Raw genomic sequence first — 23,309 nt, 5'->3', positions numbered from 1 at the left:
CGGGCAACAAGCAGAGGTCACGACGCGACGACCCCATCGCCGTCATTCACCGTCCGCATCCCCAGGAAACCCTAGTCTCTCGTTGGCCCAGGTCCACACGATAATGCGTGCAATCTCGGACGCCTGAGCGTCCGGCAACGCGACCTGCGTGTCCTTATAGATCTCAGCAAGCTGGCTGTCGACATCGCCCAGCGCAGAATCGGCGCAGATGGCCTGCTCGACCGGTGTGGCGGCACGTTTGTAATCGAATGAAACCGCATCCGCCGATGTCGACCAGATTGCGGCGGCAATACATAGCGTCAGGGAGATCGCCGTACCGCTAACGGGGCGCCTGGTTATTTTCCGCATGATGTTGCACTCCTCCGATGGCTTTTCACTTTCAGCCCGGTCGCGCTCCAGATCAAGACGAAATCGCGAAAAATTATCGCGCACCCGCCTGGTGTCCTGATTTCATCCACCCACTATCTCCGAATAAATCTGAGTGAGCGGCTCAAAATTTTCTACAGATAAGCCACATCAAGTTACTAATTCAAGATAACTAAACGTATACGATTCACGATTCACAAAACGTGACAAATCCAATAAGAAGTTAGTGTGAACTCATGTTACTCACTGCGATGGGGAGGCGACGATATACCCACATGTTCTGTTCGGAACTCACTGTGTCGATCGCCGGAGTTTCGTGCACACCACAAAAATATTCGATCAACATCATGCACATCTTATTAGTTGAAGATGATCCGGCTCATGCCGAAGCGGCGATGCGAGCGCTGCGTTCGCTCGAAGGTCCGGTCCATCACGTGAACGACGGTCAGAAAGCCGTAGCGTTTCTAAAAACGCATCTTGCGGATCTCATCATCATCGACTGGCAATTGCCCGGCATCGATGGCTTCGAGTTGTTGCAATGGGTGCGTGTGAACCTGGGGGATCGGCCGGTGGTGCTGTTTCTGACCAGCCGCGTCCTCGAAGTCGACATCGTGCGCGCCCTGCGCGCCGGGGCCGACGACTACATCGCCAAGCCATTTCGCCTCGATGAACTGACAGCCCGGGTCGAAGCGCTCTTACGTCGTCACCAGCGAAGCATCAAATCCGCGGATGTCCTGTGCGTCGGCAATTACATCCTCGACTCGGGTCACCGTTGCATCTCGCTGCACGGCAAACGGATCGAGCTGACCGGCAGGGAATTCGACGTCGCCGCGTTCCTGCTGCGCAACACCGGCCGGGTCATATCTCGCGATCTGCTCGCGAAACTCGCGTGGGGACGCGAGATCGACAGCACGTCGAGAACCATCGATACCCATATCTACCGGATTCGTCAGAAGCTCTTCGCCGATCCAGAGAATGGCCTGCGCCTGCGCACGATCTACACGCACGGTTACCGGCTCGACGAAGACGACTGACTCAGGCGAAACCCCAATTCCCGCTGTCGATGTTCCTCTCTAATCTCGCACGATCTACAAACAGAACATCGTTCTATTAGACAGAACGATGTTCGATAAACGAGACCCGGAGGATTTCTATGGCAAGCCTGCCGTTCGACGCGCCCGATCCATCGTCAACGCTGCAACCCGGCAACGCCGCGAGCGGGCCCGGGATCAATGCGCGCATCGACCGCCTGCCCGCAACCCGGACCGTCTGGATGCTCGTGTTCCTGCTGTCGATCGGCGGCTGGTTCGAGTTCTACGACCTGTTCTTCACAGCGTATGTCGGCCCCGGGCTCGTCAAGAGCGGCCTCTATGCGACGACGACCGCATCGTTCTTTGGTTTCTCGGGGCTCGGCGCGTTCGTCGCGGCCTCGTTTGCGGGGCTCTTTATCGGCACGTTCGTCGTGGCCGGCACAGCGGACCGCTTCGGCCGCAAGAACATCTTCACGGTGTCGCTGCTGTGGTACTCGATCGCCACGTTAATCATGGCGTTCCAGACCACCGCACCGATGATCAACCTGTGGCGTTTGATCGCCGGTATCGGTGTCGGCGTCGAACTGGTCACGATCGATACCTACGTCAGCGAGTTGATGCCGAAGCATCTGCGCGGCCGCGCGTTTGCGTTCGTGCATCTGGTGCAGTACAGCGCGGTGCCGTCTGTGGCGTTTCTCGCGTGGTGGCTGGTGCCGCAGGCGCCCTTCGGTCTCGACGGCTGGCGCTGGGTCGTGATCATAGGGGCGCTCGGCGCGATCGTCGTCTGGGCGATTCGCCGGCGTCTGCCGGAAAGCCCGCGCTGGCTCGCGCAACAGGGCCGCACGGCGGAAGCGTCGGCGGTGCTCGACGTGATCGAAGCGAGGGTCGCCGCGCAATACGGCAAGCCGCTGCCACCGCCCGTCGCAGCCGTCGAACCGGCCACCACTAAAGCGTCGTTTCGCGAGATCTGGCAACCGCCCTATCGCCGCCGCGCAATCACGATGCTCGTCTTCAACCTGTTCCAGGCGATCGGCTTCTACGGTTTTGCGTCGTGGGTGCCCACCCTGCTCGTCGCGAAGGGCGTGACGATCACGCACAGCCTGCTGTACTCGTTCGTGATCGCGATCTCGAACCCGTTCGGCCCGCTACTCGGCATGGCGATCGCCGATCGCATCGAACGCAAGACCTTGATCGTGCTGTCGGCGCTCGGCATCGCTGTGTTCGGCAGTCTGTTCGCCACGCAGACCTCGCCCGCCATGCTGATGGTGCTCGGTGTACTGATCACGTTGTCGGGCACGCTGCTGTCGGTCGGTTACCACGCGTACCAGACCGAACTGTTCCCGACGCGCATCCGGGCCCGCGCGGTCGGCTTCGTCTATTCGATGTCGCGGCTCTCCGCGATGTTCTCCGGCTTCATGATCGCGTTCGCGCTGCGCCACTTCGAAACGACCGGCGTGTTTGCGTTGATCAGCGCGTCGATGGTGATGGTAATGGTATCGATCGGGCTGTTCGGGCCGCGCACCAATCAGTTGAGCCTCGACGAAATCTCGCATTGACCTGCGGAACCCGCAGACACTCCGCAATTGAACTACAAGGTGTGACATGACGCTTCCGTTGACCGGCATCCGGGTACTCGATCTATCGAATGTCCTGGCCGGCCCGTTCTGTGCGTATCAGTTGGCGCTGCTCGGCGCCGAAGTCATCAAGATCGAGCATCCGGACGGCGGCGATCTCGCGCGGCGGCTCGGCGCCGACAAGGATGCGTCGGCGCGCAATATGGGCACGTCGTTTGTCGCGGTGAATGCAGGCAAGCAGTCGGTGACGCTGAATCTGAAAGATCCGCGCGGCAAGGCGATCCTGCTCGATCTCGTGAAAACCGCCGACGTGCTGGTGGAAAATTTCCGGCCCGGTGTGATGGCGCGGCTTGGGCTCGATCATGCGGCGCTCAGTGAAGTGAATCCGCGGCTGGTTTATTGCGCGATCTCCGGCTTCGGACAGGACGGCGAGTTGTCGGCGCGGCCTGCCTACGACCAGATCATTCAAGGAATCGCCGGCGTGATGAGCGTCACCGGCGACGCCGACAGCGCGCCGCTACGCGTCGGCTATCCGGTGTCCGATACGGTCGGCGGTCTGACAGCGGCGCTTGCCATCTGCGGCGCGCTCGTCGAAGCGCGCGCGAGTGGTCGCGGCCGGATGCTCGACGTATCGATGCTCGAAGCGACGCTCGCGACGATGGGCTGGGTCGTGTCGAACTACCTGAACGCCGGAGTCGTCCCGACGCCAATGGGCAACGAGAATTTCACCGCGGCGCCATCGGGTACGTTCAAGACCGGCGACGGCCTGCTCAACATCGCGGCCAACGAAACGAAACAGTTCCTCAGTCTGTGTGCCCTGCTTGGGCGCGCCGACCTGCCCGGCGACGCACGCTTCTCCGAACGCAACGCCCGCAAGGTGAACCGCGCGGCGCTTAAGGCGGAACTCGAAGCCGCGCTTGCCGCCGACAGCGCGGCAAACTGGGAAACGAAACTGATCGCGGCCGGCGTGCCCGCGGGGCGCGTGCTGTCGGTGCCGGAAATTCTCGCGCATCCGCATCTGGCGTCGCGCCATTTCGTGCGCGAACTGCCCGACGAGCGAGGCGGCACGACCCAGCGCGTCACACGCGCGGGGTTCCGTCTCTCCGATGCGGATGCTGCGCCCTCCACTGCGGCGCCGGTACTTTCCGCGCATACAAAAACCCATTTGAGCGCGCTCGGCTACGACGAATCGCAAATCGATGCGCTGCATGCCGAAGGAGTGATCTGACCATGACCCAACCGCTCGACACGGCCGCACTCGCCGCCGACTACTGGAGCACGTCGATCATCGACATCCATCCGGGCTCGATCAATGTGCGCGGCTTCCCGATCCAGGAGTTGATCGGCGCGATCAGTTTTCCGCAGATGATCTGGTTGATGCTGCGCGGCGAGTTGCCCGACGCGCCGAAGGCGCAACTCTTTGAAGCCGCGCTCGTGGCATCGGTCGATCATGGACCGCACGCGCCGTCGATCGCGATCTCGCGGATGGCCACGAGTTGCGGTTTGCCGCTGAACGGTGCGATGGCCTCTGCGATCAACGCACTCGACGACGTGCACGGTGGCGCTGGCCAGCAGGCAGTTGAACTCTATGAGACGGTACGCGACCGTATCGCGCAGGGTGTAGCACTCGACACTGCAGTCGAACAGGCCGTCGATGCCTTCATCGCCGCTCACGGCAAATATCTACCGGGTTTCGGACATCGCTTTCATCCCGTCGACCCGCGCGCCGTGAAACTGCTTGCTCTCGTCGATGCGGCGGTGGCAAACGGCACGGTGTCCGGGGAATATGCAGCGATAGCACGCGGCATCGAAACGCTATTGCAGCGGCGCAAGAACAAGCCGGTGCCGATGAATATCGACGGCGCTACCGCGGTGATTTACGCGGAACTCGGCTTTGCGCCGGAACTCGCGCGTGGCGTGTTCTGTCTGTCGCGGGCGGTCGGCATTCTCGCGCACGCATGGGAACAACGCGCGCGCAACGAGCGCAACAAAGGGCCGATGCCGCGCCAGATGGCCTATCGCTATACCGGGCAGCCCGAGCGTCACCTGGACTGACGATCGAGCACGCGGCGCCACGCAGTGCGCAGCCCGCGCGAATCGCCGCCGAGCGCATCGGTGGCGCGCGAGGCGCAGTCGAACAGCGCACCGAGGTTGCTCTCGATAAACGCGCTGTCGATCCGCGAAGCGGGTCCTGCGAGCGTGAGCACACCGCGCAGCGCATCGCGTACGCCGAACACCGGCGCCGACATGCCGGCTGTTTCGCGATCGCGCTCGCCCACCGATACGCAGTAAAAATCTTCCCGAATCTGTTCGTACGGCTCACCCACCGCTCCACCGAATGCAAGCAACGCACGCCCGCCCGAACCGGTTTCCAGCGGCAGCACATCGCCTTCGCGCACATGAAAACGCACCGCATGCGTGGAGTCGACGCGATGCAGACACACCCGCACCGCCTCGTCGCGCACATAGAACGACACGCTCTCGCCGCTCGCCTGCGCAAGCTCCTGCATCAGCGGCACGAGAATATCGCCGAGCTTCAGACTGCGCTGGTACAGCGCGCCCAGCATGAACGTAGCGGGCCCGAGCTGATAGCGACCGTCGTCGAGACGCAGCAGCAACCGATGCTGGATCAGCGAGCCGGCAAGACGCAGCAGCGTGCTTTTGTAGAGGCCGGTACGCGCCGCCAGTTCGGCGAGCGTGAGCGGTGCATCGTCGGGACCGAATGCGAACAGGATCGAGCAGGCCCGGTCGAGCACCGCGACGCCTTCGCTTTCCTTCGGGCCGGGCTTGTCCTGGGGCATGGGCATGAACAGTCGGATCGTCGAGTCGAAGCGCAAATTTTACGCGATGCGGCAGACATGACAAAACCGGAGTGTCATGCCGACACCCCGGTTTCGCTTACCTCGTACGCAACCCGGTCGCAGCCGGGTGCGCTTCGAGAACCCGCGTCGGCCTGTCCGCTATTGTTGCTGCAACTGCTGTTGCTTCTGGATATACGTCCGCACATCGCTCATCGACACGCGCCCGGTATGGGCACTGTCGATTTCATCGAAGTGTTTGGAGACGTAACCCAGACCGCTGCTTTGCGCCTGCGCCTTCGTCACCGAGGCGCCGTTGCTGAGCACGGTGTTAGCGCCGAGCCGAGCTTCGACGCGCTGCTGCGCCTGCTGCTGCAACGTCGTACCGGTGGACGGCAACACCGCCGCCACACGGTTCTGCGGAAAGAACGGACCGTCGACACCCCGGCTGCCATGCGGCAGCGTCACAGGCGCCACCGCTTGGGGCGGCAGAGCATGGGCGCTGCTCATCGCGGCGCCGAGTACGATCAACGGGGAAATACGTCGCATCAATTTGATTGGAGACATGATCACTCGCATTGAATAGGTGAACAGAGCGTTCCCGTCCATCGCTCAGGGGGCCGTTGCCGTGGCGGTCGCCGTGCTGCCGGTCGGCGTTCCGGGCGCAGCCTCGTCACGCCATGCCAGCGGCAGTGTCGTCAGCGTCAGTGCACCGGGGATCGCTCTCGCGCCATAGAAGAGCGCGAGATCCGCTTTCATCTGCGGGCGCGCCACGTCGTCCAGATAAATCATGTGGCCACCCTGGAAGAAGCTGACCTGCAGGTTCGGATTGAGACCGACCACTGTCTGGAGCCGCGCCAGTTGCTTCTCGGTATTGAAGAACGGCGTCACCAGGTCGTGGTAACCGTTTTCCGAAAACACCTCGAGCCGCGGGTTCAGCTGCAGTGCGCCCAGCAGATCGGGGATCGTGTCCGGCATCGGCTGACCATCGTGCGAGAAATCCCACACATTGATGATGTTGTCGTTCAGCGGCACGTACGCCGAGTTCGGTGCCGTGTAGCCGAGGTAGTTCGGCAACTGCGTCGCGAGTGCGTTGACGAACGGCTGCGTGAGCAGGATGTCCGACGGGTCGCCGTCGCTCTGCAGCCGCGGGTCCGAGTTCGGCAACGACACGCGTCCGTCATACCCACCGATCGTCGTACCCGGGATCAGGGCGGTTTCGAGCGGACTCGAGTTGAAGAAGCCTTGCAGCGCCTGCAGCGTCAGGCTCGACGGAATGACCCACGACTGCAGCGTTCGGGCTGCCGGGTACACCGGCGTACCAAAGAACCCAGGAGCGCCGTCCTGGCTCAATGCCCACGTCGCCGCGTACTGCCCGAAGTGGTTGTACTGTCCCGTACCGAACTGCTCGACCTGCGCCGCCAGAGCGGCCTGACTGGCCGGTGCTGGCGATACCAGGTTGTAGTACGCCGCCACCTCCGCGAAACCGGGCAGGTAACCTTCCACGGTATCGGTCGCGAGTTGCAGACCCGCCTGCGAATTCGTGATCGCCACGGCCTCTGTCGCATCCGCGAAATAATTCAGGATCGCGGACTGCAACGTGATCCCCGTCAGATGCACGCCAGCCGATTCGAGCGCGAGCGCCAGCATATCGGTACGCGGCGTGCCGTACGATTCCCCGTACAGATACAGCGGCGACTTGCTGCGACTGTTGACCGCGATATAGCGCTCGATGAAGTCGCGGATCACGTTGACGTCCGGATCGGAACCCCAGAACGTCTGGTTCGTGTTCGGCAGCACGGCTTCGGAGAGGCCTGTTCCCGGTGGGTCGATGAAGACCAGGTCGGTCGTGTCGATCAGGCTTTCGGTGTTGTTGACGATCGGGTAGTTCGGCCAGTTGTTGCCGAACAGCGGGTCGGGCGTCGCGACACGCGTCGGCGCAAACGAACCGAGACGCAACCAGATCGACGACGAACCCGGGCCGCCGTTGTAGATGAACGTAACGGGTCGCGGTGCGCCGTTCGAGCTCGGCGCGGTGTACGCGACGTACGACATCGACGCTTCGGGGTTGCCCTTCGAATCCGCCGCGGTCAGATGGCCCGTGGTCGTCGTGTAGTTGACCGTGGTGCTGCCGGAGGTCCACGTGTAGTTCATCACGGCCGCTTTTTCGGCCACCTGCGATGCAGCGAGACCGTCGCCGGCGTTCATCGAATAGGCGACCGGGTCGACGTAAGGCTGGTTGCCCGTCGGCGGGCTGGCCTGCGCGTTGGCAGTCTGCTTCAGGCTCGCCGCGCCGCTCGATGACGAACCGCCATCGCTTCCGCCGCATCCCGCGAGGACCATGACGCCGATCGCAATCGCACCTAGTGCGGCGAACCGGCCCTGCTGGCGAGGCTCGCTGCCAGTACAGCTTCTGTCTGGTTTCATCTCAATCCTTGGTGGTGGGTTTCGCTACCGTTTCACAAAGGCCGCCGCAGCCGGGGCGTGATGCATCGGGGCGCGGGTAACCCGCGCGACACTCGCGGGCCTGCAGCGGTCGGGATTAAATTTCTTTTGCAGATCCAGATTTAAAGATATTTCTTCTACGTATTTAACAATGCAACCGGACAGCTAAAGTGGTGCGCACTCCGCTGCCTTCATTTCCATTTAGCCGATATGAACATATCGGCGGCATCGCAAAAATAAGTGGTCCGCAGAGGCTCTGTCAAGGATTATGAGGACGTAAAAAAATAATCACCAAGGCAGTGCCGGGTGCCTCATGAACTTTGAAAAAAATCCTGTTGCTCAGACGTATCGCGAAGCTAGCATAAAAAAACTCACCAAAATTTCCCTGTCGGAGGAGTGAAAACCCTCATCCTTAGCGCTGGCGTGGTTTGATACGGCACTAATGTTGGCTTTCTGAAAGTTTCGACTTGGCTCTGTTATTTTCCCGTTAATCGGATTAGCTAATAAGGCTCCATGAGAATGCGCATCCTCTCGACTACGTAATATATAAGGTAGCGCGAGTTATCTTTCCTGTTGGACTGAATAATGTCACCGACACACAATAAATGCACCAACCTGCACTGAAACCGAGAAACCCGCCGGGATACATTCAGATTGAACTGCAGAACACAGCATTAAAACGAGCGAGTCCGCAGAAAATCAAACCGCTGTCATTTTTACAACCCTCAACAAAACCGGAGTGCCACGCGGACACCCCGGTTTCGTTCGATGGCCTGCCCATAAATGGGCCCGAGGCCCTTACTGCTGCTGTAGCTGTTGTTGCTTCTGGATATACGTCCGCACATCGCTCATCGACACGCGCCCGGTATGGGCACTGTCGATTTCATCGAAGTGTTTGGAGACGTAACCCAGACCGCTGCTTTGCGCCTGCGCCTTCGTCACCGATGCGCCGTTGCTGAGCACGGTGTTAGCGCCGAGCCGAGCTTCGACGCGCTGCTGCGCCTGCTGCTGCAGCGTCGTACCAGTGGACGGCAACACCGCCGCCACACGATTCTGCGGAAAGAACGGACCGTCGACACCTCGACTGCCATGCGGCAGCGTCACAGGCGCCACCGCTTGAGGCGGCAGTGCATGGGCGCTGCTCATCGCCGCGCCGAGTACGATCAACGGGGAAATACGCCGCAATAGATTGGTTAGAGACATGATCACTCGCATTGAATAGGTGAACAGAGAGTTCCCTGTAAGAAGGAGTATCCCGTCATCGATCAGGGCGCTGCCGCCGTGGTGGTCGGAATGCTACCGGTCGGCACGCTCGCGGCGTTCTCGTCCTGCCACGGTGGCGGCAGTTCGCGCAACGTCAGCGCAGTCGGAATCCGCCGGTTCGCGTAGAACGTCTTGAGATCGCTCTTCATCTGCGGACGAGCCACGTCATCCAGATAGATCATGTGTCCGCCCTGGAAGAAGCCGACCTGTATCTTCGGATTCAGGCCCGGTACGGTCTGGAGTCGCGCCAGTTGCTTCTCGGTGCTGAAGAACGGCGTCGCCAGATCGTGGTAGCCGTTTTCCGAGAACACCGCGAGCCGCGGATTGAGCTGCAGCGCACCGAGCAGATCGGGGATCGTATCGGGCATCGGCTGACCATCGTGGGTGAAGTCCCACACCCCGATGATGTTGTCGTTCAACGGCACGTAGGTCGCATTCGGCGCGGTGTAGCCGAGATAGTCCGGCAACTGCGTCGCGAGTGCGTTCGTGAATGGCTGCGAGATCAGGATGTCCGACGGATCGCCGTCGCTCTGCAGCCGCGGATCCGAATTCGGCAACGACACGCGTCCGTCATACCGGCCGATTGTCGTCCCCGGCAGCAGGCTGGCCGAGTACGGATTCGCGTTGAAGTAGCCTTGCAGCGCCTGCAGCGTCAGGCTCGTTGGCCACGTCCACGACTGAAGCGTCGCATTGCTGGGGAAGACCGGTGTACCCAGTGCGTCCGGTATACCCAGCTGGCTCAGCACCCACGCTTGCGAATACTGCTGGAACTGGTTGTACGCGAGCGTAGCGAACAGCTCCATCTGCAGCGCGTACAAGCCCTGGTTGATCGGCGCCGGCGAAGCCTGGTTGTAGTACGCCGCGACCTCCGCATACCCGGGCAGATAGCCCGCCACGGTATCCGTCTCGAGCAGCAGGCCTTCCGTCGACTGCGTGATCGCCACGGCCTCCGTCGCATCCGCGAAGTAATTCAGGATCGCGGACTGCAACGTGATCCCTGTCAGGTGTACGCCGGCCGATTCGAGTGCGAGCGCCAGCATGTCGGTACGCGGCGTGCCGTACGACTCTCCGTACAGATACAACGGCGACTTGCTGCGATTATTGACGGCCACATAGCGCTCGATGAAGTCGCGCATGATGTTGACGTCCGGGTCGCTGCCCCAGTACACGCTGTTCGTGTTCGGCAGGACCGCTTCGGAGAGTCCGGTGCCCGGTGGGTCGATGAAGACCAGGTCCGTCGTATCGATCAGGCTTTCCTTGTTATCGACGAGCGGGTAGTTCGGCCAGTTGTTGCCGAACAGCGGATCGGGCGTCGCGACACGCGTCGGTGCAAACGAACCGAGACGCAACCAGATCGACGACGAACCCGGGCCGCCGTTGTAGACGAACGTAACGGGTCGCGGTGCGCCGTTCGTGCCCGGCGCGGTGTACGCGACATAGGACATCGATGCTTCGGGATTGCCCTTCGAATCCATCGCGGTCAGGTGGCCCGTGGTGGTCGTGTAGTTGACCGTGGTGCCGCCCGACTTCCACTGGTAGTGCATGATCGCGGCTTTTTCGCTGACCTGCGACGCGGTGAGCCCGTCGCCGGCATTCATCGAATAGGCCACCGGATCGACATACGGTTGATTGACCGCCGCGCTTTTCGCGTCCTGTGCCGGGCTGGCCTGTGCGTTGGCAGCCTGTTTGAGGTTCGCTGCGCTGGTGGATGAACCGCTGTCTCCTCCGCCGCATCCTGCGAGAACCATGAGCCCTAGCGTCAGGGCACCTAGCCCGGCTAACCGGCCGTGGCGGCCGTAGCTGTTGCCGGTACAGCTCCTGTCTGGCTTCATCTCTATCCTTGGTGGGTGGGTTTCAATACCGCTTCACAAAGGCCGCTTGCGCCGGCGAGACGCGCAGGAACTCCGACAACTCGCGCTGCACTCGGGGCACACGACGGTTGGGATTCAACTTCTTTTAAGAGCCTGAATTAAAACTGACTATGACATGCGCTGAGTATTGCTAACTGCTGGCTGGAATTATGCTTATAGCCACGTCCTGATTTCCGGAGTAGCAACATCGAAAATCGGCGACACAGCAAAAATAGGCGGTGCCCCAAGACCTTGTCAAGGAATATGCGGGCATTAAAAGAGTAACCAATATATGCAGATTGGGCAGTGTCTGGTTTTCGAAAGAAAATCGAACTGCCCTGCTATTGGTGAGCTTTATGTGAACAAATTTCCAGAATCTTTCGTTTTGAGAAACGTAACGCCATGGCCCTTGAGGAGGCAGGCTGCGCTCAGAATTCTTTCAACTTACCGAAAATTTTCTTTCATTTTCATTATTTATTTGAAAAATCGATATTCTCAATAAAACTCAAATCTGGATTTCAGTAACGACTCCGGCCATTGAAGCTGTTCAAGCATCCATAAAATACCGAATTTTTATTTTCAACTCATTAACCGGAATTATTTACACGAATTATCGTATCGAATAAAGCAAGCTGTCCGGTTAGCGCCTATGCCGACGGATGATCCCTGAGCCACGCATTAATCGCATCCTGTGCGAGCGCGGCGGTATCGGCACGGCCTTGTGCGACCGCACCTCTCATGTCCGGCGTGCCGTTGACGTCGTGAAAAATCGACCACTTCCATTCGATACCGCTCACCGACGTCGTCCGGCTCGGGCCCGGTTGCAGCATGCAGAAATACGATTGGTATCTGGCATGAAGCGTGTCGAACTGGCCGATGGTGAATTGCATGGAATCTCCATTGTCGAGGGTCGCCGGGACTGGCGGGCGTCTGTCGAGGAGAATTGTAGCCGGGCAGGCACATGATTGAAACGCGGCGGCATCCGGTTTATGCCGGAAGCCGCCGCACGCCAGACGCCCTGGGCGCCTTCCGCGCACTACCCCTGACTCTGACTCTGGCTTTGCCCTTGCGCCGGCAGGACCGTGATCTCGACGGTCAGCGCCTCGTTACTCTGCCCCGTGCGGATGCCTGACACCGGCATCGCATCGCCGTAATCGAAGCCCGTGGCGATGCGCACGTAGTGATCATCGGGACAGCGGTTGTTGGCGGCATCGAAGCCGACCCAGCCGAGCCCGTCGATATAAGCCTCCGCCCACGCATGGCTCGCCGCCTGCTCGTCGACACCGTCCATCAGCAGATAACCGGACACGTAGCGAGCAGGCATGCGCAGCTGCCGCGCGACGGCGATAAAGACGTGCGCATGGTCCTGGCAGACACCCTGTCCGGCCAGCAATGCCGTTTCGGCATCGGTTTTGACTTCGGTCGTGCCTGGCCGGTAGGCGATCCGCTCGTGAACGGTACCCATCAGAGCGTGCAGAACCTGCAGTTGCGCCGTTTCCGAGCGTAAAGGTTCGGCCAGCGCCTTGATGGATTCGCCGGCGCGGGTGAGCGGTGTCTCGCGTTCGAAGATCCACGGCGGAGCGATCCCGTCGAGCATGCCGAGCACACCGGCGCGGTCTTCGGTGATGACGGTGCCCGCGGCAACGATGACGATCTCGCTCATATTGCGTTTGTGCCGCACGAAATCGACGCGGTTGCCGAGGCCGTCGGTGTAGGTCACCGTCGGCTCGATATTGTCGACGGTGACGCGCCAGTCGACGACCGTCTGCCCGGCTCCCGTCTGCGGACGCAGCCGCAGCCGCTGCAAGGCGTACGGCACCGGCTGGTCATACTCGTAACGCGAAGTGTGGCGAATGGCGATGCGCATGGCCGGACTCAATCGAAGTTGTAGGTTTCGGCGATTTCAAAACCGAGACGGTTGTTCTGAGCGATGAAGCCGGTCAGAAACTCGTGCAGGCCGCCCGCGAAGATCCGCTTGACCGTGTTGTCCCGCAGCGTCGCCAGCGTCGTACTGGCCGTCTGCTGACACGGATGGGTCACGCCGTAGTCGCGCGCCAGATACCCCAGGTTCTCGACGATGTTCACGTAGCAGAAGTTCAGCGAGCGCGGCATGCGCCCGTTGAGGATCAGGTAGTCCGCGATGTTCACCGGCTTGTACTGCACGTCGTAGACCCAGCGGTAGGAGCGATGCGCATCGACGGAACGCAGGATCGACTCCCACTGGTAGTTGTCGAGCGTCGTGCCGACGTAGGAAATGGCCGGCAGCAACAGGTGATACTTGACGTCGAGAATCCGCGCCGTGTTGTCTGCGCGTTCGATGAAGGTGCCGATGCGCGAGAAATCGAAAATTTCGTTGCGCAGCATCGTGCCGTGAAAGGTGCCGCGAATCAGCGCCGCTTCGCGCTTGATCTGAACCAGCACGACCGGCAGTTCGCTGGCCCGTATCGGCTGCGCCAGCACGCGGCGGATCACCATCCACGCTTCGTTGATGCTCTCCCACGCTTCGCGGGTCAGCGCCGTGCGCACCATGCGGGCATTCGAGCGCGCGGCTTCGATGCTCGACAGCACGCTCGACGGATTGTCGGGGTCGCGCAGCAGATAGTCGGACACGGTGTCGGCCGTGCAGACGTCGTGTTTCTTGCGGAACCCCTCTTCCGTGCCGGACGTCACCACCACGGACAACCACGTCGCCGGCGCGTCGGATGCTCTGGTCAGTGCCATGCGCAACCCGGCATCGACGACGCGTGCGATGTTCTCCGCGCGTTCGATATAGCGGTGCATCCAGTAGAGCCCGCTTGCAGTGCGACCAAGAAGCATGTTCTGTCAAACTCCCGTTGCTGTTTTGCACGGTCCCGGCGTGTAGATGGCCGGGTCTTTGCGAATCTTCGTCGTGGGTGTTGGGTGCGGCTCAGTCGGCCGCCAGCACCCACGTATCCTTCGTGCCACCGCCCTGACTCGAATTGACCACCAGCGAGCCTTCCTTCAATGCCACCCGCGTCAACCCACCCGGCGTGATGCGAATGCGGTCCGACATCAGCACGAACGGCCGCAGATCCACGTGACGCGGTGCGAGACCTTGCGCAGTCAGGATCGGCGTGGTGGACAGCGCGAGTGTGGGTTGCGCGATGTAGCTGTGCGGACGCGCCTTCAATTTGAGTGCAAAGTCCTCGCATTCCTGCTTCGAGGCAGCCGGCCCGACCAGCATGCCGTAGCCGCCGGACCCATGCACTTCCTTCACGACCAGTTCGTCGAGATGGGCGAGCACGTATTTCAGACTGTCCGGCTCCGAGCAGCGCCAGGTCGGCACGTTTTCGAGGATCGACTGGCGGCCTGTGTAGAACTCGACGATTTCCGGCATGTACGAATAGATCGCCTTGTCGTCGGCGATGCCGGTGCCGGGCGCATTCGCGATCGTGATGTTGCCCGCGCGGTAGACATCCATGATGCCGGCCACGCCGAGCACCGAGTCGTGGCGGAAAGTCATCGGGTCGAGGTACGCATCGTCGAGCCGGCGATACAGTACGTCGATCGCGCGGAAACCTTCGGTGGTACGCATCGCCACGCGCCCGTCGACCACCTGCAAGTCACTGCCCTCGACCAGATGCACGCCCATCTGGTCGGCCAGAAACGCATGCTCGTAGTACGCGGAATTGTGGATGCCCGGCGTCAGCACCGCGATGGTCGGATTCGACGCGTTGCCGCCCGGCGGGCACACCGCCGCCAGCGACTCGCGCAGCAACTGCGGATAAACCTCGACTGGCCGCACCTTGACCTGCTGAAACAGCTCCGGAAACAGCTGCATCATCGTTTCGCGGTTTTCCAGCATGTAGGACACGCCGGACGGCGTGCGCGCGTTGTCTTCGAGCACATAGAACTGGTTTTCCGCCGTGCGCACGATATCGACGCCGATGACGTGCGTATAGACATTCCCCGGCGGCCGGAAGCCGATCATCTCGGGCAGAAACGCTTCGTTCTGCGTGATCAGCTCGCGCGGAATGCGCCCCGCCCGCACGATCTCCTGGCGATGATAGATATCGTCGAGAAACGCATTGAGCGCCATCACGCGTTGCTCGATGCCCTGCGACAGGCGCTCCCACTCGCGCGCGGAAATGATGCGCGGAATGATGTCGAACGGGATCAGCCGCTCGGCCGCTTCTTCTTCGCCGTACACCGCGAACGTAATGCCGGTCTTGCGGAACACGCCTTCGGCGTCGGTAGCTTTCTGCGCCAGGTTCGCCGGGTCCTGCGTATCGAGCCATTGCTTGAGCAGCTCATAGGGCGCACGCACTGCATCGCCGGACGTCAGCATCTCGTCGAATGGCTTCACTTCGGTTCTCCGTAGTGGGTACAGCAAACGGGTACAGCACACAGGTTCAACGGGGGTTACTGATGCGGCGGCGGGTCCTCGAGCACGCTCTGCGTCAGCACCACCGACGGGATGGTCGGCCTCAGCATCGTGCCTGCGCGGCGACGTACGCCGTACCAGCCGGCCACCAGCAGCACCGCGACCACCGGAATCGACGCCACGGTCCACGTGCCGTTCGGGTAATCGAAAGCCATCAGCACCAGCACGCCGAGCAGAAACGCGAGCGTCAACCACGATGTTACCGGCGCACCGGGCATCCTGAAACTAACCGGTTCGGCTTCACCGCGCGCCACCGCGCCACGGAACTTCATCTGGCAAACCACGATAAAGCCCCAGGTGCTCAGAATACCGAGCGACGCGATATTAAGCACGATTTCGAACACGCTCGACGGAACAAAATAATTCAGCACGACGCCGATGACGTAAATCGCCACGGTCACCAGAATGCCAGCATACGGCACCGATTGCGAACTCATGCGGGAAAGGAAGTTCGGCGCGGAACCGCCCATCGACAGCGCGCGCAGTACCCGGCCGGTCGAATATAGCCCCGAGTTCAGGCTCGACAGCGCCGCCGACAACACCACGATGTTCATCACCGAACCCACGCCCGGCACGCCAAGCGCAGCGAAGAACGTGACGAACGGACTCTGCCCCGCCTTGTACGCGCTCCACGGCAGCAGGCAAACCAGCAGTACCACCGCTCCCACATAGAACAGCGCAATACGCCATATCACGCTGTTGATCGCCCGCGGCAGCACCTTGCGCGCGTCCTTGCATTCGCCCGCGGCCGTGCCGACCAGTTCGACTCCGGCGAACGCGAAGACCACGCCCTGCACCAGCACCAGCGCAGGCAACAGGCCGTGCGGGAACAGGCCACCATTCTGGCTGATCAGGTGCACGCCGGTCGTGTTGCCGCCCACATGGATGCCGGTGCCCAGGATGACTGTGCCGATCACCAGAAACAGCGAGATCGCCGCGACCTTGATCAGCGCAAACCAGAACTCCATTTCGGCGAACCATTTCACGCCGATCAGGTTCATCGCCGCGACGATGCACAGCGCGATCAACGCGAACACCCATTGCGGCACCCCGCCGAACGCACCCCAGTAGTGCATGTACAGCGCGACCGCGGTGATGTCGACGATGCCGGTCATCGCCCAGTTCAGGAAGTACATCCAGCCCGCGACGTACGAGGCCTTTTCGCCGAGGAATTCGCGTGCGTACGACACGAAACTGCCGCTGCTGGGCCGGTGCATCACGAGTTCGCCGAGCGCGCGCAGGATCAGGAACGAGAACAGGCCGCACACGAGATAGACGATGGCGAGCGACGGGCCGGCCACCTGTAGACGCGCGCCGGCGCCGAGAAAGAGCCCGGTCCCGATAGCGCCGCCGATGGCGATCATCTGGACCTGACGATTACCCAACGTCTTGTGATAACCGGCCTCATGCGATTCGAGCCAGGTTTTCGTATCCATCGGGGCGGCGGGCGCCGGGGGGGCTTGTGTATCGAGGGCAGTCATATCGATTCCATCCTTTCACAGGGGCGCTTGACTTTGCTTGACTTCAAAAACCGAGGGGAGATACCGTAAGACGCGTACGCAATCGCGTACGGACAAGCTCGCGATCAACCATAGGAGGTGTATGACGATGGTTGATGGACCGCCAGGCTTCTTGCCGGGCTACCGCTTCGCATGACAAGGGTATGCAGCCAAAAGGTATGTAGCCCAATTTATCGAGGCAATGCCCATGCATATTTCGACTAACCCTTCGCGAAAAACGCATCGGACAGGGCGAATTATTCGTATTGCGTAGCGCAAGACTGCCAGGCTGTGTCGCCGGCATCGTGCGTCGCTGGCCGGACGCGCGTGCCGGAAGTCGATTGATCCAATACAAGTGAGCAATATGGAAGCAAAGTGGTTGGAAGACTTTCTCAGCCTCTCGGAGATGAAGAGTTTTTCGCGCGCGGCCCGCAGCCGGCATTTGACCCAGTCCGCTTTCAGCAGGCGAATCGTGGCGCTCGAAACATGGATGGGGACGAAGCTGGTCGACCGTAGCGTTAACCCTGTCACGTTGACGCCGGCCGGACGTATGTTCCGCAGCCTCGCGGCGGACATTCTGCGCAGCATGCATGCGGCGCGCAGTCTTGTCGGCGGTTATGAACAGTTCGCCGAAAACGATCATGTGGTGCACTTTGCGGTCGCCCACACGTTGGTGTTCACGCTGTTTCCCGACTGGCTGAAACGCCTGACCAACGAGTTCGGCAACATCATGGCGCGCGTGCAGGCGGTCAATGTGCCGGAGGGTGTGCAGCATCTCGTGGCCGGCGATTGCGATCTGCTGATCGGCTACCACCACCCGCAACTGCCGATCGCGCTCGATCCCAATCACTTTCCGTTTATGACGCTCGGGGTCGAGCGGATCTTGCCGGTGTCGGCGGCAGGCAGCGATGGCAGGCCGCTGTTCGAACTGCCTGGCAAAAGCGGCCGGCCGTTGCCGTTGCTGGCTTATTCGTCGGGGGCGTTTCTCGGTAACGTCGTCGAGATGCTGCTGATGAATGCCGCCGAACCGTACGCGCTATATCGCTGCTTCGAAACGCATATGTCGGAGGCGTTGAAAGGTATGGTGGTGGCGGGACATGGGATCGGCTGGCTGCCCGAAAGCTGTATTGCGAAGGAGTTGAGCGAGGGCACGCTGGTTCATGCCGGGCCGGACGCATGGGCAACCGAGCTGGAGATTCGCCTGTATCGGCCGGTCAAGCAGCGTGGCGCTGCGGCCGAGCAACTGTGGGCGTATATCAGCAATCAGTCGATCGAGCCGGCGGTCGAGGCGATCCCCGAGGTTCTGGTCGAGCGATGAACGGCGGGGATATATTGACGATGCGCTTAACGACGCGTTTGAAGATGAGCGCCGCCACGTAGCGGCGTGCAACGACGACACCGTGACGACACCGATGTGCCGTCACGGTCGATTGCCTGCGCGGCAATCACGCGATAACGGTCGTGCTTACGACTTCGACGGGCGTCCCGTCTTGACCGTTTCGACTGCGGCGATCGTCTCGAGCAGACGCTTGGTCGGCACGGATTCGAGCAGCGCAAGACCGGCTCGCAGCAGTTCGCTTTTCTTCACCGCCACGCCTTCCTCGACGCATTTCTGCTTCAGTGCGGCGATTTTTTCGTAATCGGATTTCGGCATCGTGAAGCTGTCGCGGACGACTTTTTCCTTCTTCACGCGCTTTGTCTTTGCCTCGACGCTGGCAGGTGCCACTGCTTCCGGCGCAACGGTCTTCGGCTTCGCTACCTTGACTGCCTTGGTCGTTTTCACGGCCTTGGTTTCCTTGACCGCTTTCACGGGTTTGGCGACCGGCTTGGTGGTTTTCACCGCTTTCACGACCTTGGCGGTTTTCGCGACCTTCGCAGTTTTCGCAACCTTGGCCGTTTTTGCCGGAGTGGCTGCGCGCGGCGTCTTCTTCACGACTTCGGTGGCCTGCGCAGTAGCCCGTTTGGCGCCCGCTGCCGCGCGCCCCCGGGTAGATGCCGGTCGACGAACAGCTTTTTTTGCAGCACCAGCGGTGCGGGGTTCACTCATCACTACCTCCTGATCGATAAACAATATAAACAGTATATATCGTTTAAGAACAATGACGGAACCTCACAGGCCGGCGCAATACCGCAGTACGTGGGCTGGTGGCTCGATCCGAGCGGATTTTAGCCCGGATTCAGGCGCCTGGCGTTATCAGGGTGTCTACCGATGTGCTTGGCCGGGTATCGCCGGCAATTCGGGGCTGCGGCGAGCACGTCATGGGGCGGATCGGCGGACGTTTGAACGCTCGATCCGGAAACCCGCGGAGCCTTGCCAGACGGGCGTCAGACGGGCCTCAGCCGGGCGCCGCCGCGTCGCAGGTGTAAGTCACCGAGTACTGGTAAAGCGGCGCGGGATGCTGGTCGACGCCCTGGGTGACAGGAATCGCCATTCTGGAGTTGACGGTACGCAGCCGGGCATTGCCGGCGCAAGCACGCCGCGCCGCCTCGATGCACGGCTCATCGTCTCGTGACGTATCGAGCATGCAGCCCACGTTCACCTGCTGGGGTGGCGGCGTCGTCGGAAGACCGCTATTGCCAACAGGGGCACACGCCACCAGGATCAGCAGAATGCCGCCCAACGCTCCGGCAAATTGCACCGGTTTCCACATCACGCGTCTCATTGCCACTCCCCCGTTGTCGGTCAGTTTCGCTGCGTCGTTCTGGAAAATGCCTTACCTGCCGCTCATGGCGCGGTCGCCGCCGCGCCTGAGGTTGGCTCGGCGGTTGCGGTCATTTGTAGCCGTACGCGTAGCGGTTGGCGCATGTCGGCGGGTGGCGGTTCGGCGATCGGGTGAGCAGTCAGCATCTGTCGCAAGGTTGCGTCTGCTTTCGCGTCGCCCAGCGTATCGAACTCGACCCGCGTCACCGCACCGTCTGCCCCGATCCACGCGCGGACCACGATGGCCGGCGGCGGCGTGTCGCCTTTCGCGTTCAATACTCTGTCTTCGAGAAACCGATGCAGCTGGTCAGCGGCTTCGTTATCCGTTTCCAGCGACGCCTGGAACTGGCGCCCTACCTGATGCGCATAGTCGATCCATGGTTGCGGCACGTTCAGCGTTTGCGACGAGGCGGACATACTTCCGGTCATCGTCAGCAGCGCGATCAGCATGCCGAACCAGTTGCCACGGTTACGCCGGGTACGTCGACTGCTCGGGTTACTTCGCCCTCTTGCGTTCATGCGCCTGCCTTTGCTGTTGCGATATCACGCGATGCCACGCGATATCGCGCGATGTTATTGAGCGCCGAACGACTCAGCCGCTCACCCCAGATCGATCGGCACATAGAGCCGTGCTGTTCCGCGCTGAACCAGCAGCGCGACCTGATCGTGCGCATCGTTAATCTCACTGATGAGCCCTTCGATCGTCACCACCGGCGTCTCGTTGACCGACAGCACCACATCGCCTGTGCGCAAGCCCACGTTCGCGGCCCGGCCGCTAACCTGCTCGATCAGCAGACCGTGGTCGACACCGAGCTTCTGCTGTTCCGCAGGTGCCAGCGGCCGGAGAGACAGGCCTAGCCGCGCCGGCGTCTGCGCGTTTGTCGGTGTGTCCGGCGCACTGTCGAGCGCGCCGACCGTCACCCTGATATGGTTCGACTGCCCCGAGCGCCACACCAGCAAGTCCGCCTGCCTGCCCGGTTTGATCTTCGCCACCGTACTGAGCAGATCGACGGAATCGGCGATATCGCTGCCGTTGACCGCCAGCACCACGTCGCCGGCCTGCAAGCCCGCCTGCGCACCGGCGCCGCCTGCCGCCACCGCGCTGATCAACGCACCGTCCGGTTTCGCGAGCCCGAACGAGCGCGCGAGCGCCTGGCTCACCTCCTGCACCGCCACACCGAGCTGCCCGCGACTCACCTTGCCGGTGCGCAGCAGTTGATCCTTGACGTCCAGCGCCACATCGATCGGAATCGCGAAGGCCAGCCCCTGATAGCCCCCGGTCTTCGAGTAGATCATCGAGTTGATGGCGATCACGCGACCGTTCAGATCGAAGAGCGGACCGCCCGAATTGCCCGGATTGATCGGCACATCGGTCTGGATGAACGGGATGTACGCGGCCCCCGGCAACGATCGCGCTTTCGCGCTGACGATGCCCTGCGTCACCGTGTTCGCGAATCCATACGGCGAGCCGATCGCCATCACCCAGTCGCCCACTTCGGTACGGGCTGGATTACCCGCTACCACCGCCGGCAGGTTCTGCGCATCGATGCGGATCACCGCAACGTCCGACAACGCATCGCTACCGATCACCTTGCCCTTGAATTCGCGCTTGTCGGTCAGTTTCACGTCGACGGTGCTGGCGTCTCCCACCACGTGACGATTCGTCAGGATGACGCCGTCCGCGCTCACGATAAAGCCGGAGCCGAGGTTCACTTCCTCGCGATTGCCGATCACACGACGGGCAAGAAATGGCGCGAGCGGGTTGCCCGGCGCGATGCCAGGCGGCAACTGGATACCCATCTGCGGTACTTCGCGCGTCACGCTGATGTTCACCACCGCCGGGCCATAGCGTTTGACGAGCATCGCGAAGTTAGGCATGACCGGTGCAGGCGCGGCTTGTGTCGGCACAGCAGCTGCATCCTGGGCCGCCGCCGATGCGAGCATGCCGACATTGGTCAACGTCAACGCACAGCATGCCGCGATCATTCGTAGCGCCCGCTTGAGTTTCGCCTGTGCGGTTCGTGCCATTCGTGCCGTTCGTGCCACTCGCATCTGTCCTGTCCGTTCGATCCTGGCCACCACGTATTCCCTCGTCGTCGTGCGATCCACTCGTCAAGGCGGCACAGCAACCGACGGCGGCGGCCGTTGCGGCGTGACAGATTTGCCCCAGTTCGAACCAAACCGGTTCCGCTCGGCGGACAGGTTGAATGTGCCCACACGGTTCGACGGGCCGTTCGCGAGCGCCTCGGCGGCCGACTGGGAAGCGGCCACACCTGTCGCGGCAGGCGCAGCCTTCGGCGCAAGCTGCGCGCTCAGACAGCCGTACGACAGCGCCCGTTGCCCATCGACTTCGGCGTCGATGCACACCGGCTTCGTGCCCGACGACGCATTCGGTGCGGCAATGTCGGGTGCCGTTGCGTTGCTGCCTTGCGCATATGAAGTGCCCGCCAGGCACACCTGTATGACGCTCACCAGCCCCAACATTACGGCCTGCCTGAATAGCATTTCGCCCCTCGCTTCACAACATCGCTTCACAACGTCGCTGTGCTCGCAGCACCCCACGACTCTCAATTCCTGTGCGACCGCGCGACAAAGCGTCCAAACGCCGCCCGGTCAGCCGCATGCAATTCAGGCGCTGGCCCAGCCACGCGTTCCGCCCACGGCATCTGCAGCGTATCGACCCGCATCCCGCCGAGCACATCCGCGCCCGTCGGAAATGGCGTGCTCTCCGGCTCCCGGTACTCGATGCGAAAGAGCCCGGGCGCACTTGTGCGCGCGCTCCACAGATCGCCCACGTCGCGCACGCTCGCATCGAACCAGAACCGCACCCAGCCGACCGACTCGGGCGCGCCCTTACCCGTCGAATCCGCTAACCGCATGAACCCCGTAAGCACGAGCAGTACGCTCGCCAGATCTTCTTCGCGCAGGTTCGGGTACGACCACAGATTCAGCACATCCGCGTACGCCAGCACCGTTGCAAAGCGCTTCATCGTGAACGACGGACAAAGCTGCTGCACGGCTGCATAGTGAAACTCCCAGCGCCGGACGAAACGCATCCGGTGCGCGAATCCCACTGCGACGTCGTAGGCCTTTCTGACGACCAGTTCATCCGGCTGATACGTCCGGGTTGTCAGCACACAGCGCGCATCGTGAAGCGCGCTCCTGTGACGTACGAACTCGGGTATCCCGAGTACCGGCACGACTTCGCCCAGACAAAGCGGGCAGCGCGACAGCGACGGCCGCGCCACGCCATCTGCGACGAGCCACGGCCGCGCATCGATCATCGGTTCGCGTTCGGGCTTGACGACAACGGGTTCGACCGCGGGACGCTCCACCTGTCGTCCGTTGACTGCACGCGCGGTGTGTTCCATAACCGC

The 23,309-nt window shown here is 61.7% G+C and carries 22 protein-coding genes; 5 read left to right on the top strand and 17 right to left on the bottom strand.

Translation table 11 applies throughout. The features are described 5' to 3' along the window. Positions 1 to 42 precede the first annotated feature (42 nt). Positions 43 to 348, bottom strand: a complete 306-nt coding sequence (locus M0D65_RS09540; protein ID WP_266252435.1) for a hypothetical protein — start codon at positions 346 to 348, stop codon at positions 43 to 45. 365 nt (positions 349 to 713) lie between these two features. Here M0D65_RS09540 and M0D65_RS09535 point away from each other — a divergent pair, with 365 nt between their 5' ends. The 4 genes from M0D65_RS09535 (at position 714) to M0D65_RS09520 (ending at position 5,026) form a co-directional block, all read left to right on the top strand. Further along, positions 714 to 1,400: a response regulator transcription factor gene (locus M0D65_RS09535; protein ID WP_266252434.1), complete on the top strand. Its 687-nt coding sequence runs from the start codon at positions 714 to 716 to the stop codon at positions 1,398 to 1,400. A 119-nt stretch (positions 1,401 to 1,519) separates the two neighbouring features. After that, positions 1,520 to 2,953 carry an MFS transporter gene (locus M0D65_RS09530; RefSeq protein ID WP_266252433.1) on the top strand — a complete coding sequence of 478 codons (1,434 nt, stop codon included), beginning with the start codon at positions 1,520 to 1,522 and terminating at the stop codon, positions 2,951 to 2,953. Positions 2,954 to 2,999: 46 nt separating this feature from the next. Then, a complete protein-coding gene (locus tag M0D65_RS09525; protein ID WP_266252432.1) occupies positions 3,000 to 4,199 on the top strand; it encodes a CaiB/BaiF CoA-transferase family protein in 1,200 nt (399 codons plus the stop codon). Positions 4,200 to 4,201: 2 nt separating this feature from the next. Next, complete coding sequence (locus tag M0D65_RS09520; protein WP_266252431.1) at positions 4,202 to 5,026, top strand: citryl-CoA lyase; 825 nt, start codon at positions 4,202 to 4,204, stop codon at positions 5,024 to 5,026. Here the strand turns inward: M0D65_RS09520 and M0D65_RS09515 are convergent. The 10 genes from M0D65_RS09515 to ansP all read right to left on the bottom strand — a co-directional run bounded on the left by M0D65_RS09515 (position 5,014) and on the right by ansP (position 17,168). Then, positions 5,014 to 5,778, bottom strand: coding sequence for an IclR family transcriptional regulator (locus M0D65_RS09515; RefSeq protein ID WP_091008701.1), 765 nt, complete (start codon positions 5,776 to 5,778; stop codon positions 5,014 to 5,016). The genes M0D65_RS09520 and M0D65_RS09515 overlap by 13 nt on opposite strands. Positions 5,779 to 5,931: 153 nt before the next feature. Further along, complete coding sequence (locus tag M0D65_RS09510) at positions 5,932 to 6,336, bottom strand: 2-oxoglutarate dehydrogenase (RefSeq protein ID WP_266252430.1); 405 nt, start codon at positions 6,334 to 6,336, stop codon at positions 5,932 to 5,934. Positions 6,337 to 6,381: 45 nt separating this feature from the next. Continuing rightward, on the bottom strand, positions 6,382 to 8,196 hold the full coding sequence (locus M0D65_RS09505) for a peptidase S10 (RefSeq protein WP_266252429.1): 1,815 nt from the start codon (positions 8,194 to 8,196) through the stop codon (positions 6,382 to 6,384). A gap of 816 nt (positions 8,197 to 9,012) precedes the next feature. Further along, positions 9,013 to 9,417 (bottom strand): 2-oxoglutarate dehydrogenase, encoded by a 405-nt coding sequence (locus M0D65_RS09500; RefSeq protein WP_245811293.1) that lies wholly within the window; start codon positions 9,415 to 9,417, stop codon positions 9,013 to 9,015. Between the two features lie 62 nt (positions 9,418 to 9,479). Beyond that, positions 9,480 to 11,309: a peptidase S10 gene (locus M0D65_RS09495; RefSeq protein ID WP_266252428.1), complete on the bottom strand. Its 1,830-nt coding sequence runs from the start codon at positions 11,307 to 11,309 to the stop codon at positions 9,480 to 9,482. Positions 11,310 to 11,974: 665 nt separating this feature from the next. After that, a complete protein-coding gene (locus M0D65_RS09490; RefSeq protein WP_091006542.1) occupies positions 11,975 to 12,217 on the bottom strand; it encodes a hypothetical protein in 243 nt (80 codons plus the stop codon). A gap of 146 nt (positions 12,218 to 12,363) precedes the next feature. Beyond that, complete coding sequence (locus M0D65_RS09485; protein ID WP_266252427.1) at positions 12,364 to 13,194, bottom strand: transglutaminase family protein; 831 nt, start codon at positions 13,192 to 13,194, stop codon at positions 12,364 to 12,366. An 8-nt stretch (positions 13,195 to 13,202) separates the two neighbouring features. Beyond that, positions 13,203 to 14,144: an alpha-E domain-containing protein gene (locus M0D65_RS09480; RefSeq protein WP_266252426.1), complete on the bottom strand. Its 942-nt coding sequence runs from the start codon at positions 14,142 to 14,144 to the stop codon at positions 13,203 to 13,205. Between the two features lie 91 nt (positions 14,145 to 14,235). Continuing rightward, positions 14,236 to 15,654: a circularly permuted type 2 ATP-grasp protein gene (locus tag M0D65_RS09475; RefSeq protein WP_266252425.1), complete on the bottom strand. Its 1,419-nt coding sequence runs from the start codon at positions 15,652 to 15,654 to the stop codon at positions 14,236 to 14,238. A gap of 56 nt (positions 15,655 to 15,710) precedes the next feature. Further along, entirely contained in the window at positions 15,711 to 17,168 is a 1,458-nt protein-coding gene (gene ansP / locus M0D65_RS09470) for an L-asparagine permease (RefSeq protein ID WP_091006549.1), read from the bottom strand. Between the two features lie 427 nt (positions 17,169 to 17,595). Between ansP and M0D65_RS09465 the strand changes: the two genes are divergently transcribed. Continuing rightward, entirely contained in the window at positions 17,596 to 18,549 is a 954-nt protein-coding gene (locus M0D65_RS09465) for a LysR substrate-binding domain-containing protein (RefSeq protein WP_091006550.1), read from the top strand. Positions 18,550 to 18,696: 147 nt separating this feature from the next. Here the strand turns inward: M0D65_RS09465 and M0D65_RS09460 are convergent, their stop codons facing one another. From M0D65_RS09460 to M0D65_RS09435, 6 genes are all read right to left on the bottom strand, one after another. After that, complete coding sequence (locus tag M0D65_RS09460) at positions 18,697 to 19,278, bottom strand: hypothetical protein (RefSeq protein ID WP_308076649.1); 582 nt, start codon at positions 19,276 to 19,278, stop codon at positions 18,697 to 18,699. 289 nt (positions 19,279 to 19,567) lie between these two features. Next, entirely contained in the window at positions 19,568 to 19,894 is a 327-nt protein-coding gene (locus tag M0D65_RS09455; protein ID WP_266252424.1) for a hypothetical protein, read from the bottom strand. Positions 19,895 to 19,956: 62 nt separating this feature from the next. Next, positions 19,957 to 20,451: a YbaB/EbfC family DNA-binding protein gene (locus tag M0D65_RS09450; protein ID WP_308076648.1), complete on the bottom strand. Its 495-nt coding sequence runs from the start codon at positions 20,449 to 20,451 to the stop codon at positions 19,957 to 19,959. A gap of 81 nt (positions 20,452 to 20,532) precedes the next feature. Beyond that, positions 20,533 to 21,960: a Do family serine endopeptidase gene (locus tag M0D65_RS09445; protein ID WP_266252423.1), complete on the bottom strand. Its 1,428-nt coding sequence runs from the start codon at positions 21,958 to 21,960 to the stop codon at positions 20,533 to 20,535. Between the two features lie 84 nt (positions 21,961 to 22,044). After that, positions 22,045 to 22,437: a hypothetical protein gene (locus M0D65_RS09440; RefSeq protein WP_266252422.1), complete on the bottom strand. Its 393-nt coding sequence runs from the start codon at positions 22,435 to 22,437 to the stop codon at positions 22,045 to 22,047. Positions 22,438 to 22,499: 62 nt separating this feature from the next. Then, positions 22,500 to 23,303 (bottom strand): hypothetical protein, encoded by an 804-nt coding sequence (locus M0D65_RS09435; protein ID WP_266252421.1) that lies wholly within the window; start codon positions 23,301 to 23,303, stop codon positions 22,500 to 22,502. Positions 23,304 to 23,309: the final 6 nt, after the last annotated feature.

The sequence above is a fragment of the Paraburkholderia sp. CHISQ3 genome, assembly GCF_030464945.1.
GTDB lineage: Bacteria > Pseudomonadota > Gammaproteobacteria > Burkholderiales > Burkholderiaceae > Paraburkholderia > Paraburkholderia megapolitana.
The sequence above is the reverse complement of the archived record's forward strand: the minus strand, read 5'-3'. Positions and strand labels throughout refer to the sequence as shown.